Raw genomic sequence first — 13,818 nt, forward strand, 5'->3', positions numbered from 1 at the left:
CAGGGAACCCGCTCTCCTGCGGTCAGAGACCGACCAGCAGGTAGGCCAGGGGACCGGCGATGAGCACGCTGAGGATGACCCGCTGGAACCAGATCACCACGAGCTGCCCCACCGTCAGCGGGATGCGCGTGGCCAGGACGCAGGGGACCAGAGCGGAGAAGAAGACGATCGAGGACACCGACACGACACCGACCACCAGGCGGAGCACGAGGTCTTCGGACCCGGCGGCCACGGTCGCGGGCAGGAACACCTCGGCGATCCCCACCGAGAGCGCCTTGGCGGCCAGCATGGGGTCGGAGAGCCCCACCAGCCACGTGAACGGGACGAACACGTAGGCCAGCAGGTCGAAGACCGGGGTGGAGTGCGCCACCACCAGGCCGATGGTGCCCACGGACATGATCGACGGAAGGATGGACATGCTCATCCGGACCCCGTCGGCGAAGTTCACCCACACGTTGCGCGGCAGCGACGGCGCCGCGAGCAGGGCCCCTCGGGCCTCCTTCCAGGCGTGGCCGAGGCGGTTCCCGGTGACCTCCTCCTCCGGCTGCGGCGTCGCCCCCGGGAAGTGGTCGTCCGGGATACGGCTCAGCGGGGGGACGCGCACGAGGATCGCGGTGACCGCGTAGGTGACGAAGAACGTCAGGAAGAAGTAGGTCAGCCAGATCCCCATCAGGTCCAGGGTGTTGGCGATGACCACCATGAACGTGACCGAGACCGTGGAGAACCCGATCGCGATGATCGCCGCCTCCCGGCCCGTGTAGCGCCCGGACTGGTAGACGCGGTCCGTGATGAGCAGCCCCAGCGAGTAGCTGCCCACGAACGAGGCGGCGGCGTCCACGGCCGAGCGCCCGGGAGTGCGCCACACGGGTCGCATCACGCGTTGCAGCAGGACCCCGACGAACTCCATCAGCCCGTACCCCACCAGCATCGCCAGGAAGATCGCGCCGACCGGGACCAGGAGTCCGACGTTGACGGCCACGGCGTTGAACAGGAAGGGCGCGAGATCCTCGCCCATGAACCAGTCCGGGCCGACGTCCAGGATCACCATGGACGCCACGGCCAGGCCCACGATGTTCAGCAGGGCGAACACCAGCTTCACCCTGCTGTGCCGCCACGTTCCGGTGATGAAGGGGACCACCGTCCCAGCCGCGATGAGCAGCCAGATCACGTAGGGCAGCGCGGGCCCGAGCGCGGTCTGGAGGAGGGTCACCAGATGGTCCAGCGGGATGGCGTTCCGGCCCTCGAAGGTCACCGGGACGAAGAACATGAAGATGCCGATACCGCTGTAGACGACCAGGCGCCACGTCCCGGCCGCCTTCGAAGCGGTCGCGTTGTCGCTCACGGGGGGCTCCTCCTGCCTCTGAAATGGGAGTATTCCCGGAATCGAAGCAGAAAGTGACGCGGGACACCCGGGCTTGAGAGGAGAAAGCGTCCGAGATCTCGGACATCCGGTTTCGTTCAGGGGTCCGAGTGTTTCCCCCGGGTGTCCGGCTCAGCCCGAGCGGGGGTCATCTCATTCTGATCGGCAGGAGAGGTGTCGTCATGCACGCCCCGCCCGGCTTCATGTGTGCCAGGCGATGCGGCCCGTGGCAATCTCTGAGGCCTGCCAGCTTCACCACCATCGAGCCCGTATGTCGAAAGCGAGCCCTCCCGTGTCCGACGCCCCCTACGCACCGCGCACGTTCCCCGTCTCAGTCAAAGGCGTCGTCATCCGTGACGGGCGGGTACTCCTGTTGCGCAACGAGCGTGACGAGTGGGAGCTCCCCGGCGGAAAGATCGAACTGGGGGAGACCCCGGAGGAGTGCCTGGCGCGGGAGATCGAGGAGGAGACGGGCTGGCCGGTCACGGTGGCCCAGATCCTCGATTCGTGGATTTACCACATCACCCAGGTCGACAAGCACGTCTTCATCGTCACCTACGGCTGTCATGTGGACTCGGACGCCCCGGTCGTGGTCTCCAGCGAGCACAAGGAAGCCGGGCTGTTCACCGAAGACGAGGTACCCCGTCTGCCGATGCCGGAGGGGTACAAGAGGTCGGTGCTGTCCTGGTTCTCCCAGCCGGACGTGTGACCGCCATACCCCTCATCTGCCGTTCCCGGGAGGGATGTATGGCTCTCCCGGGAACGGGATCGCGCGTGTTCGGCATGTGGGGACGAGGAGCGCGGAGCAGCTCCCGGGCTGACGTGGGGGAAGACTCTGACCGTGGTCAGAGCCCGGAACAGGGCTCAGGATGAGGAGACGCGCAGCAGCGCGGACCACTCGGGGGAGGGGAAGGAGAGGTAACCCAGGTCGCGCTGGGTGGAGTCGCGTACCGCGAACCGTTGGGGTTCGTCCAGGAAGGGACCCGCTTCGACGCAGCTGCGGTCTCCGTTGGGGCTGTGGCTGCTGATGTGCCAGCCCACCTCGACGCACTGCCCACCAGTGTCAGAGCTGTAGCTGCTTGTGCGCCAACTAATAACGGTCGACGTGTCCCGATTCATCGCAACTCCCGTTCCAGCATGTGTAGGAAGTCCATTGATGCTTCCGCGTCAAGACTCCCCTGGTGCAGGCGATCGTATCGGTCAACCAGTTCCTCAGCGCCTTCTGATTCAGCGAAGAGAACACCGGCAGGGGTCTCGATGTGAGCAACCGTGGGAAATGGTTCAGCCATACGAATGACCCTGAAGGACCCCGCGCCACCACAGTGCGCTCCAGCAGCGAAAGGCAGGACTCTGATGTCGATGTTGTCCCGCTGGGCTTGGTTGGCGAGGTGGGCCACCTGGCTCACCATGGCCTGGGGTCCACCGACTGGACGTCTCAACACGGCCTCGTCAATGACAACGGAAATCGTCAGGCTCTCACGATCGAGCACTTGCTGACGCTGAATTCGGAGATCCACCCAGCGCTTCACCTGCTGCTTCGCAGCCTTGGGATCATCCGCCTTGATCAACGCTTCCGCATAGCCAGATGTCTGAAGTAGCCCAGGCACCGCGGCGACGCCGAACAATTGCATGTGTTCGGCACGCTCCTCAAGCCAGAGGAGGTCGACGAACCAGCCGCCGCCGATATCCTTGGCATGCTTCTCCCACCAGCCTGTCTTGGAGACCTCACCCACCATGTGGAGGGTGGCCTGGCGCTGGGATTCCTCATCCACTCCAAACAGGTCCATGAGCGCGACCACATCGTCCTTGCGCGGTGGATGTATGCCTGCCTCGAACCTGCTCAGCGACGATTGATCGCGTCCCAGGTACTCGGCGACCTCCTGCATGGTCATGCCGTTGCGCTGACGCAGCTCCTTGAAGGTCTTACCGATCCATTGGGCTCGGAGGGTGACCTGTCTCTTCGCTGCCACGGGTTCCTCACAAAAGTTCGCGCATATATGCCTCAACTTCTTGCGTAGCTTACGTGAGCCGTGTCACTGTTGACAACATGTCCAGGGTAGATCGCAGAGAGCTACCGACTGGGCCGTTCAAAAGAGACAGCCGCCCGGGGTGGGGTACTGAGATTGCAGCCTCTTCGCCCCACCTCGGGCGGCCTTCGAGGAGGGAACGCCGATGAACGACGTCCACATCCCCACCCCCATTGTTGCCCAGGAGTGGGACAAGATCGACACCTCCGTCGACAACGAGGACCCTCAGGTCCTGTCCTCGGAGCAGTTCGCGCGCTACTGCGCCACCATCCGGGACCTGTTGCGTGCCGCTGGCCTGCCGGTTCAGGACTTCGACCGGGAGACCCCCGAATTCCTGGTGATCGACGACGAGGAACTGGGAATGCGGGTCCGCTTGAGCCCCGATCGTCTGGCGAACGTTGAGATCACCCTCAGCGAGGACATGGCGGAGGCGTTCAACACCGTGCGGTTCGCCAGCCACCTCATCCGTCTCCTCGAGCTGGGGCGGAGGTTCCGCGACGAGAGCACCGCAAGCCTCTGACCTCGGAGCGCCGCGTAACCCCGCCGTCTCCTCCTCCGGAACCTGACTGAGGGGGCCGCTCCGGACTCCTCCGGGCGGCCCCGTCGGGTCCTCAGTCCAGTTCGCGCAGGTACTCCGCGAACTTCTCCAGGCCGTCGATGTTCCTCGGCCCCGAGATGCCCTCGTTATAGTCCAGCACGAAGAAGTTCTCCTCGGTCACGGCCGGGACCCCGGCCATGGCGGGGGAGGAGGTGAGGAAGTCGATCTTCTCCTGGGCGGGCTGGTCGCCGTAGTCCAGGATGATGATCACCTCCGGCTCCTCCTCCACCACCGACTCCCAGCCCACCTGGGTCCAGCGCTGCTCCAGGTCACCGAAGATGTTGGCGCCCCCGGCGTGCTCGATGATGTCGTGCGGCGGGACCTGGTTGCCCGCGGTGAAGGGCTGGTCGGTGCCCGAGTCGTAGAGGAAGACCTTGGCCGGGTCACCCTCGGGCACCTGCTCCTCCACCGCCGCGACCCGTTCCCGGTAGCCCTCGACCAGCTCGGTGGCGCGCTCCTCCACGCCGAAGATCCGCCCCATGCGCTCCAGGTCCGTGTACAGCCCCTCGAACGGCGTCACCCGCTCGGGGTGCCCCGGGTAGTTGAAGCAGGACTCGGCGTGCATGAAGCTCTGGACGCCGATGCCGTCGAGGATCTCCGGGGTGATGCCCCGCTGGTCGCTGAAGCCCGAGTTCCAGCCCGCGACCACCAGGTCCGCCTCCGCGTCCACCACCAGCTCCCGGTTGAGCAGGTCGTCGCTGAGGAACTCGACCGCCGCGTAGTCCTCGGCCCACGGCGACTCCTCGACCGGCGGGTTGGCCGGGGGCATCACGTAGCCGTGCACGTGGTCGACCAGCCCGAGCGCGAACAGCTTGTCCGCGCTGCCGCCCTCGTAGGCGACCACCCGCTGCGGCGTGGTGTACTCCACCTCCTCACCGCAGCGCTGGACGGTGACCGGTCCGGCGCCGGCCTCGGAGACGCCCTCGACCTGGGCGCCGCAACCGGCGAGCAGGACCGAGACGGTCACGAGGGGGACCAGGGCGAGCGGACGGAGCGGGATTCGGGGGTTCATCGGGAGTCCTTCCTTGAGGGTGGGAGCCGGTACAGCAGCTGCGGGCCGCCGGTGAGGGGGTGGGGGACCACGGTGGCCTCCACGCCGAAGACCTCCCGGAGCAGGGCGGGGGTGAGCACCTTCTCGGGCGTGCCCGCGTCCACCAGCGCGCCCTCGGAGAGCACACCGACCACGTCGCAGGCCGAGGCGGCCAGGTTGAGGTCGTGCAGGACCACCAGCACCGTCACGCCCACGTCGCGCAACAGCGAGAGCAGGTCCAGCTGGTGGCGCACGTCCAGGTGGTTGGTGGGCTCGTCCAGCACCAGCACGCGCGGCTCCTGCACCAGGGCGCGGGCCACGAGGACCCGCTGGCGCTCACCGCCGGAGAGTTCGAGCACGCCGCGCCCGGCCAGGTGCGCCACGTCCAGCAGCTCCATCGAACTCCGGCACAGAGCGCGCTCCCTGTCGCTCAGCGGCTGGTTCCCGCGCAGGTGGGGTGTGCGCCCCAGCGCGACCAGCTCCTCGACCGTGAAGTCGAGGTCGCTCCCGTTCTCCTGCGTGAGGGCCGCGACGCGCTGGGCGCTCGAACGCGGGCTCATCGAGGTCAGGTCCTCGCCGTCGAGCAGGACGCGCCCCGCGCTGGGGCCCAGGGCCCGGTACACGCAGCGCAGGGCCGTGGACTTTCCGGAGCCGTTGGGCCCGACGAGCCCGACCACCTGCCCGTCGGGGACGTCCAGGGTGAGCCGCCGGACGATCCGGGCTCCGCCCAGGTCCACGGAAAGATCGTCGATGCGCAGGTCCATCATCGTCCTCCGAACAGGTAGCCGCGACGGCGCATCAGCGCGATGAACACCGGCACGCCGACCAGCGCCGTGATCACGCCGAGGGGGAGCTCACGTGGGGCCACCACCACCCGGGAGACCAGGTCCACCCAGACCATGAGCACCGCGCCCGCCAAGGGCGCCACAGTGAGCACCCTGCGGTGGTCGGCGCCCACGAGGATGCGCACGATGTGCGGCACCACCAGGCCGACGAACCCGATCGCGCCGCTCACCGCCACCATCGCGCCGGTCATGACGGCGGTCAGGACGAACAACCACCGGCGCAGACGGTCCGCGTCCACCCCGAGGCTGGCGGCGGTCTCGTCGCCCAGCGCCGTCACGTCCAGGGAGCGGGCCCGGGAGCGCAGCAGGAGCACGCCCAGCACCACGGCGGCCGCGACCACGGGCAGCGAGCCCCAGGTGGCAGCGCCGAAGCTGCCCATGGTCCAGTACAGGACGGTGCTGGTGGCCTCGTTGCTGGGGGCGAGGTAGACGATCACGCTCATGACGGCCTGGAAGCCGAAGGACAGCGCCACTCCTGTCAGGACCAGACGCAGCGGGGTGACGCCCATGCGCGAGTAGGAGACGGCGTAGACGAGCAGGGTCGCCGCGAGGGCCCCGGCGAAGGCCCCGGCCGAGACCGCGTGCACACCCAGGGCGGAGACGCCCAGGACTCCGACCAGGACCGCGCCCACGGAGGCCCCGGAGGAGACCCCGAGGATGTAGGGGTCGGCGAGGGGGTTGCGCACCATCGCCTGGACGGCCACGCCGACCGCGCCGAGCCCGGCGCCCACGATGGCGGCGAGCAGGACCCGGGGGGTGCGGATCTGCCAGATGACCTGGTAGCGCGTGAGCTCGTCGGCCTGGATGGTGCCGCCGCTCAGAGCGGCCCAGAGGTAGCGGACGGTCTCCTGCGGGGGGATGACCGCCGAGCCGAGGCCGATCGCCAGGACGGCGGAGACGACCAGTGCGAGGGTGAGGACCAGGGCGGCGGTCGTGGTGCCCGCCGGTGTGGCCAGCCAGCGGACCCGGGGGGCGGGTTCGGGACCGGGGTCGACGGGGGCGGTGAGGGGAGCGGGGGGAGCGGGGGCGTGCCGCATCCGATCTCCCTTCCTGTGAGGGCGCAGAACGAGTGGATATGAAAACGGTTTTCATTCTAAGCGCAGACTTGGGCACTCGCGTCCACTTTCGGAGAAGGGGAGCCGACCGGACACACGAAAGGCCCGCCAGTGGTCCGTGCCCACGGGTTCTTTCGAACTCGTGGGCACGGGACCACCGACGGGCGGATCGGCCCCGGTGGAAGGGTCAGACGGCGTTGAGCTGGATCGCCAGCTCGTCCAGGCTCCTCGCGGTCAGGTCGAAGGAGTCGGTCTCGACGGGCGGGTCCCCGCCCGGGCGTTCGACGTAGGCGGTCCGCAGGCCGAGCTCACGCGCGCCGCGCAGGTCCCACGCGTGGGCGGCGACCATCAGCAGGCGCTCCGGAGCACACCCCGCGTTCGCCACCGCCAGCCGGTAGACGTCCGGGTGGGGCTTGTAGGAGCGAGCGTCCTCGGCGGTGAGCGCCCGGTGCCAGCGCAGCCCGGCGTGCGCGCTGATGCGGGTGAGTGCGGCACCGCTGGCGTTGGACAGGCCGACCACCGAGTAGCGCGAGGCGATCCGCTCCAGCGCCCGCACGGAGTCGGGCCACGGGTCCGGGCGCAGCGCGGCGTTCGCCAGATCGAGGACCGCCTCATCGTCGTCGATGCCCGCCGCGGCCGCCACGTGCGCGGCCGCCTCCAGGTCGAGCCCGGCGCCGTTGACGTAGGGGACACCACCCGCGACGATCTCGCGCTGGCGCCCCTCGACGTGCTCGGACCACACCTTGAGGAGCCGCTCCATCTCCTCGCCGTCGGTGTTCGGCAGTGCCGTGCGGATGCCGCGCCTGATCCCGTCGGGCTCGTCGACCATGGTTCCGAGGACGTCGAAGACGATCGTGTCGAGGTCGGGGAGTGAGGTCACGGGAGGACTCCTGTGGGTCTTCGGCCGCGCCACCCGGGACGCGCGGGCTCGGTCGTCGGACACGGACGGGGCGGATCTCCTGCCCGCCCCACATCCGCCGGGCCCAGCGAGCATAGCTCGCCGGGCCCGCTCCGGTCCGTCCCGGTCCGCCGTGTCCGCCCCCGTCGTCAGGCGGCGCCGGTGGCCGGGGCGAAGGGGCCGCCGGTGCCGAAGGCGAGCTCCGCGAACCGGGTGCCGATGCGGTGGTGCGCGGCGGTGTCCGGGTGGAGGCGGTCGGGCAGTGGCAGCTCCGCGTGGTCCGCCTCGCCGTAGAGGTCGCGCCCGTCAAGGTAGGACAGGTGCGGGTCCTCGGCCGAACGCTCGCGCACGATCCGGGACAGCTCCTCCCGGATCGAAGAGAGTGTGAGTTTCCCCGAGGCGCCTTCCTTGGGGTCGCCGGTGGCCCGGAACAGCTTCCGACCGGCCCGCAGTGCCTCGGTGTCGAAGGCGGCGGGGCCCGGGGTGTCCTCCTGGATGGGGCACAGGATCGGGGAGACGACCAGCAGTGGTGTGTCGGGATGTCCCTCGCGGACGGTGTCCAGGAAACCGTGCACCGCAGGACCCAGGGCACGCATCCGCATGAGGTCCCCGTTGGCCAGGTTGATGCCGATCTTCACGCTGATCAGGTCGGCCGGGGTGTCCCGCATCGCGCGGGCGGTGAACGGGTCGAGCACGGCGCTGCCGCTCAGCCCCAGGTTGACCAGGTCCACGGGTTCGCTCGCGGCCGCCACGGCGGGCCAGATCGAGGTCGGACTCGTCGCGTCGGAACCGTGGCTGATGGAGCTGCCGTGGTGCAGCCACACCCGGCGGCCCCGGTCCGGTACGGGCTCGACGGGAGCGTCCGTGCGCAGGGCGACGAGGCGCGTGGACTCGTCGTGCGGCAGCCAGATCTCCACGTCCTTGACACGGTCGGGCAGGTCGGTGAAACGGGCGGTGCCCACGGGCCCGGGCCGGTGGTCCACGGCGCCGGTGGCCATGTCGAAGGTCAGGGTGTCGCCGCCGGACACGGTGGTCCGGGCGGTGAGCCGGCCGTCCACGAGCAGGTCGTACACCCCGTCCGGGCGCGCGGGCAGACCCGCGTAGACCCGCTTGGTGGGCAGGGCGTCGAGTTCGATCGCGGTCGCCCGGGTGCGCAGGAGCAGCCGCACACCCGAGGGCTGGGACTCGGCCAGCGCCAGCAGCGGGTCGGTGTTCTGGGCGCGGGCCCGCGCGGGCAACCGGTGCGGGAGCAGGCCGCGCTCCGTGTGCTCCCATTCGGCTGCGCCGAGCAGGAACTCCGTGCTCAGAGGTGTGGTGGTCCAGTGGTGTCCGGTGCGCATGGTGTCATCCGTGGGTTGTGTCGTTCGGGGCGGGCCAGGTCCGCAGCAGGTGGTCGAGGGCGTCCAGCGTCCGTGACCACGTCTCCTGGGTGTCGGGGGCGCTGTGGCTGAAGCTGCCGCCCATCTCCATGGAGACGTAGCCGTGGAAGACACTGCCCAGAAGGCGGACGGCGTGGGTCTGGTCCGGTTCGTTGAGGTCGTAGCCGCGCAGGAGCGCCCGTGTCATCCGTGCGTGCCGGACTCCGGCGCTGGCCGCCGCTGTCTCCGGATCGAGTCGGAACTGGGCGGCGCAGTAGCGGCCGGGGTGGTCGTGGGCGTAGTCGCGGTACACGTTGGCGAGGGCGACCAGTGCGTCCTTCCCGGACCGGCCCGCCAGGGCGTCGGCGGCCCGGTCGGCCAGCTCCTCCAGTGCGAGCAGGGCGATCCGCGTCCTGAGGTCCTGGGAGTTGCGCACGTGCGAGTACAGGCTCGCGACCCTGACGTCGAAGCGCCGGGCCAGGGCCGAGACGGTCACCTGGTCGAAGCCGACCTCGTCGGCCAGTTCGGCGCCCTCGCGTGTGAGGCGTTGCGGTGTCAGTCCTGCCCTTGCCATGGGGATCCTCCTCGTTTCCGAAAGTGATCCTATGGTTGCCTAAGGGTTTTAGGCAAACATGAGTCTGGCTTAGGCGCTTGGGATGGCACTCGGGTACCGGTAGTGCCCGGAAACGACACGAGGGGCCGGGGGTGAACCCCGGCCCCTCGTGGGACGGACGACGTGCCGCCGTCCTCGGGCGGATCAGACGATCAGCGCTTCATCAGGGCGAAGGCGCCCCAGTCGGGATACGCACACCATGGACCGTCATGGCGGCGGTGGCCCCTAGTCCTCCAGGGTGTCCTGGATGATCGGTACGATCTCGTCCAGCGCGTGGTTGATGCCCAGGGTGGAGCCGCTGGAGAAGGCGTTGGCCAGCTCCGGATCGTCCAGGACGATCAGGCGTCCGGCCTCGGCGGAGCCGATGCCCTGGAGGACCGGGTCCTCCTTCAGGAACGCGGTGGTCTCGGCGTCACCGATCGGGAAGACGATCGTGAGGTCGGCGTCCAGCTCCTCCACGAGCTCGGCGCTCAGGTCCGTGTAGAAGGCGCCGTCGGCCATCTCGACCAGCTCCGGCTTGTACTCGAAGCCCAGCTCGGTGAGGACGTCCACCCGAGTGTCACCGGGCACGTAGGCCCCGTACTGGCCGTCGAAGTAGGCGCCCACGGCGATGGTGAGGTCGGCGAACTCGGGGTTGTCGCCGCGCAGCTCCTCGAAGCGGCCCTCCAACTCGGTGACCAGTTCCTCGCCGCGCTCCTCCTCCCCCAGGACCTGGGCGACCTGGCGGGTCTGCTGCTGCCAGGTGGTGCCGTAGGTGACCTCGACCCCCGGCGGCGGGCCCACGACGGGCGCGACCGGGGAGAGGAGGTCGTGGCGGTCCTGGGAGGTGTCGGAGCGCGTGTCCAGGATGACGTCGGGATCCAGGGAGGCGATCGCCTCGATGTTGGGCTCCATGGTGCCCAGTTGCGTGGGCTCGGAATCGAACAGGTCGGCCGCCCAGGGGCCCACGCCGGCGCCGCCGTAGTCCTGCCAGTCGGCCACGCCCACCGGCTGTACGCCGAGGGCGAGGGCGGTCTCGGCGTCGGACCAGCCGAGCGCGGCCACGTTCTGGGGGCGGTCCTCGATCTCCACGTCGCCGAAGAGGGTCTCGACGGTGACGGGGTAGCCCTCGGCGGTCTCTCCCGAGGAGTCGGAGGAGGCGCCGGAGCCGCCGCCACCGCACGCGGCGAGCAGGACCGTGGACAGGGCACCGGCGGCGACCAGGCCGAAGCGGGTGGACGGACCGGGGTTCATGGGACCTCGCTGGCGAAGATGAGCTTAGCCTTGCCTAAGCTGGGATGGTCCAGATTAGCGTGGCTTGGGGATGGTGTGACCAGTGGGGGAGGGGTGGCGTGAAACACCCGGTCGGGGCCACTCTCGGCGGCCCCGGAACGGGAGCGCTCAGTCGACCCCGGCGACGCCCGCGCGCCAGTAGCCCACGAAGGTGATGTCGTCCTTGGACACGGCGCGGTCGCGTACCAGGGCGCGGCGCAGGCCGGTGGGCAGGGCGTTCTCCCCGGCCACCCAGCAGTAGGGGCGGCCCTCGGGCAGGTCCGCCGCGCTCACCGTCTCCAGGGCCAGGCGCCCCGGAGTGGCGTGGGCGTCCTCGCGCGGCAGCCAGTGCACCTCCACCCCCGGCGGCACGTCCAGCTGTCGCACGTCCTGCGGGGAGGGGACCTCCAGGTAGACCTTGGCTCGCAGGTCGCGCGGGGCCTGCTCGACGATGGACAGCAGGGCGGGCACGGCGCTCTCGTCGCCGACGAGCAGGTGCCAGTCGGCCTCGGCCGGGGGCAGGTAGTAGATGCCCTCGGGGAACAGGCCCACCTCGTCGCCCTCGCTGGCAGAGATCGCCCAGGTCGAGGCGGGGCCGCCGTCGCCGTGCGCCACGAACTCGATATCGAGTTCCAGTGCCTCGGGGTCGAACCGGCGGATGGTGTAGTTGCGGACGTAGGGGCGGGTGTCGTCGCCCATGTCGCGGTACTGCGGGTACCAGCCGTCGTCGTCGGCGTCCGGCAGGACCAATCGCTCCTGGCCGGGTCGGCGGAGGAAGACCCGCACGCACTGGTCGCGGCCGAGGAACTCGAACCCGGCCAGCTCCGGGCCGCTGACGGTCACGGTGATGAAGTGGTCGGTGGTCCGCTCGGCGCGCGCGACCCGGGCACGGATCATCTGGCGGTGACGCGGGGGTTGGATACGCAAGCGGGTGACCCTTCGCGGAGGAGTGGCGGCGGTTGGTGAGGTTAGGCTAACCAATATCATGGGCGGTCGGCAATGCCCGTATCTGCGACAAAGGGGTCATCCTGGTCGGAGGTCGTGTCACCGATGGCTACGCTGTGCTGGGCCCTGTTCTTCGGATCATTCCGCGCTCGCGACCACCAGGTGCTCTCGCTTTCACCGAAACGAAGCTCGGACAGCCAGCCCGGGCTGGCCGTCGCTCCACGGCCAGCGAGAGAGTGCCGGGCCCCGCTGTGCCACGCTGCGGATCTCGCGTAGCAGCGCAGCGGGGAGGATGGCCGCTCGCACCGGTGGCGGCTCCGCCACCACCGGCGGAAGCATCCAGAAAACAGGCCCCGGCCGAGACGCCCCTGACGGCCCAGGGGCCACTCGCCGCCACGTCCTCCAGCCCGAACGGAGTCTCCCCGTGACCGCGGCCACCGCCAACGCCACCCCGGTCGCCGCCGAACCGGTCCCCACCACCGCGAAGGCCCTGCGCGCGCGCACCCTGCGCCGCCACCGGGGCCGGGTGACCCTCGGCGTCCTCCTGCTCTCCCTCCACCAGGTGTGTGAGGCCCTGGTCCCGGTGGCGATCGGCGTCACCATCGACCTCGCCGTCTCCACCGGTGACACCACCGCCCTGCTCTGGTGCGTGGGCGGACTGGCACTCCTCTTCACCTGCCTGGCCCTCGCCTACCGCTCCGGCGCCCGCTTCACCCTCAACGCCGTCGAACGCGAGGCCCACCTGCTGCGCCTGGAGTCCGCCCGCCGCGTCCTCCACCCCCGTGGTGAACGCAGCGGCCTGCGCTCCGGGGAGGTCCTGGCCGTGGCCACCTCCGACGCCGAACAGGCCTCCACGTTCGTGCGCGCCTGGGCCGTGGGGATCGCCCAGGTCACCGCGATCGTCGTCACCACCGTCGTCCTGCTCACCATCAACCTGCCCCTCGGCCTCGGCGTCCTGCTCGGCGTCCCGCTGATGCTCCTGCTCCTGCGTCTGCCCGCCGCCCGCATCACCCGCCGCACCGAGGCCAAACAGGCCACCGCCGCCCGCGCCACCGCCATGGCCACCGACCTCGTCGGCGGCCTGCGGGTCCTCATGGGTATCGGCGCTCGCCACAACGCCTCCCTGCGCTACCGGCGGGCCAGCGACGTCGCCCTGACCGCGTCGGTGGGCGCCGCCGCCACCAACGGCCTCTACAAGGGCCTGGTCACCGCCGCCGGCGCGGTCTTCCTGGCCTGCGTCGCCGGAGTCGCAGGATGGATGGCGCTCCAAGGGCACCTGACCATCGGCGAACTCGTCATCGTGGTCGGTCTCGCGCAGTTCCTCGCCGAACCCGTCCGGGCGCTGGGCATGGTCGGCCAGATGTTCGCGGTCGCCCGCGCCTCCGCCCAGCGCCTCGTGCGCCTGCTCAACGCCCCCGACGCCGTCGCCCCCGGTGACCGGCTCCTCCCGGACACGCTCCCCGAGGTCCCGCCCGCCGTGGAACTGCGCGGCGTCACCCACCGCAACCTCGACGGCGTGGACCTGACCGTGGCCCAGGGAGAGCTCGTCGCGGTGCTCGCCACCGACCCGCGCGACGCCGAGGATCTGGTCGACCTCCTGACCGGCCGTGCCGCCGGAGCCGGGGGCACCACCCTCGTGGGAGGCGAACCGGTCAACGAACTCGACCTCACCTCGCTGCGCCGCACCGTCCTGGTGGAGGAGCACGGCAGCGTCCTGTTCGAGGGCACGCTCCGCTCCAACCTCGCCGTCAGCCGCGCCTCCCGCGACGACCGCGCCACCCCCGCCGCACCCGTCACCGGGGACGACACCCTGCTCACCGCACTGGCGGGGGGCGCCC

14 protein-coding genes are annotated in these 13,818 nt (G+C 70.0%); 3 read left to right on the forward strand and 11 right to left on the reverse strand.

What is annotated here, in order from left to right; all coding sequences use genetic code 11:
• Positions 1-22 precede the first annotated feature (22 nt).
• On the reverse strand, positions 23-1,342 hold the full coding sequence (locus tag D452_RS0126345; protein WP_017547131.1) for a YjiH family protein: 1,320 nt from the start codon (positions 1,340-1,342) through the stop codon (positions 23-25).
• A 289-nt stretch (positions 1,343-1,631) separates the two neighbouring features.
• Between D452_RS0126345 and D452_RS0126350 the strand changes: the two genes are divergently transcribed.
• Positions 1,632-2,069: an NUDIX hydrolase gene (locus D452_RS0126350; protein WP_051061368.1), complete on the forward strand. Its 438-nt coding sequence runs from the start codon at positions 1,632-1,634 to the stop codon at positions 2,067-2,069.
• A 155-nt stretch (positions 2,070-2,224) separates the two neighbouring features.
• Here the strand turns inward: D452_RS0126350 and D452_RS29335 are convergent, their stop codons facing one another.
• Together D452_RS29335 and D452_RS0126360 are read right to left on the reverse strand one after the other, a co-directional pair.
• Complete coding sequence (locus tag D452_RS29335; RefSeq protein WP_051061369.1) at positions 2,225-2,479, reverse strand: DUF397 domain-containing protein; 255 nt, start codon at positions 2,477-2,479, stop codon at positions 2,225-2,227.
• Positions 2,476-3,330: a helix-turn-helix domain-containing protein gene (locus tag D452_RS0126360; protein ID WP_017547134.1), complete on the reverse strand. Its 855-nt coding sequence runs from the start codon at positions 3,328-3,330 to the stop codon at positions 2,476-2,478. The genes D452_RS29335 and D452_RS0126360 overlap by 4 nt, the downstream gene beginning before the upstream one ends.
• Positions 3,331-3,532: 202 nt before the next feature.
• Here D452_RS0126360 and D452_RS0126365 point away from each other — a divergent pair, with 202 nt between their 5' ends.
• A complete protein-coding gene (locus D452_RS0126365; RefSeq protein WP_017547135.1) occupies positions 3,533-3,907 on the forward strand; it encodes a hypothetical protein in 375 nt (124 codons plus the stop codon).
• A 91-nt stretch (positions 3,908-3,998) separates the two neighbouring features.
• Here D452_RS0126365 and D452_RS0126370 read toward each other — a convergent pair whose 3' ends face one another.
• The 8 genes from D452_RS0126370 to D452_RS0126405 form a co-directional block, all read right to left on the reverse strand.
• Complete coding sequence (locus D452_RS0126370) at positions 3,999-4,997, reverse strand: ABC transporter substrate-binding protein (RefSeq protein ID WP_017547136.1); 999 nt, start codon at positions 4,995-4,997, stop codon at positions 3,999-4,001.
• Positions 4,994-5,779, reverse strand: a complete 786-nt coding sequence (locus tag D452_RS0126375; RefSeq protein WP_017547137.1) for an ABC transporter ATP-binding protein — start codon at positions 5,777-5,779, stop codon at positions 4,994-4,996. Before D452_RS0126375 ends, D452_RS0126370 begins: the two co-directional genes overlap by 4 nt.
• Entirely contained in the window at positions 5,779-6,897 is a 1,119-nt protein-coding gene (locus D452_RS0126380; protein WP_017547138.1) for a FecCD family ABC transporter permease, read from the reverse strand. Before D452_RS0126380 ends, D452_RS0126375 begins: the two co-directional genes overlap by 1 nt.
• Positions 6,898-7,102: 205 nt before the next feature.
• Complete coding sequence (locus D452_RS0126385) at positions 7,103-7,795, reverse strand: haloacid dehalogenase type II (RefSeq protein ID WP_017547139.1); 693 nt, start codon at positions 7,793-7,795, stop codon at positions 7,103-7,105.
• Positions 7,796-7,962: 167 nt separating this feature from the next.
• Entirely contained in the window at positions 7,963-9,153 is a 1,191-nt protein-coding gene (locus D452_RS0126390; protein ID WP_017547140.1) for a GDSL-type esterase/lipase family protein, read from the reverse strand.
• A gap of 4 nt (positions 9,154-9,157) precedes the next feature.
• A complete protein-coding gene (locus D452_RS0126395; protein WP_017547141.1) occupies positions 9,158-9,745 on the reverse strand; it encodes a TetR/AcrR family transcriptional regulator in 588 nt (195 codons plus the stop codon).
• Positions 9,746-10,009: 264 nt separating this feature from the next.
• Positions 10,010-11,017 (reverse strand): ABC transporter substrate-binding protein, encoded by a 1,008-nt coding sequence (locus tag D452_RS0126400; protein ID WP_017547142.1) that lies wholly within the window; start codon positions 11,015-11,017, stop codon positions 10,010-10,012.
• Positions 11,018-11,164: 147 nt separating this feature from the next.
• Positions 11,165-11,932, reverse strand: a complete 768-nt coding sequence (locus D452_RS0126405; protein WP_017547143.1) for a siderophore-interacting protein — start codon at positions 11,930-11,932, stop codon at positions 11,165-11,167.
• Positions 11,933-12,404: 472 nt separating this feature from the next.
• Here D452_RS0126405 and D452_RS29060 point away from each other — a divergent pair.
• A partial coding sequence (locus tag D452_RS29060) for an ABC transporter transmembrane domain-containing protein (RefSeq protein WP_017547144.1) occupies positions 12,405-13,818 on the forward strand: 1,414 nt, incomplete at its 3' end.

Source organism: Nocardiopsis prasina DSM 43845 (assembly GCF_000341265.1).
GTDB classification, from domain to species: domain Bacteria; phylum Actinomycetota; class Actinomycetes; order Streptosporangiales; family Streptosporangiaceae; genus Nocardiopsis; species Nocardiopsis prasina.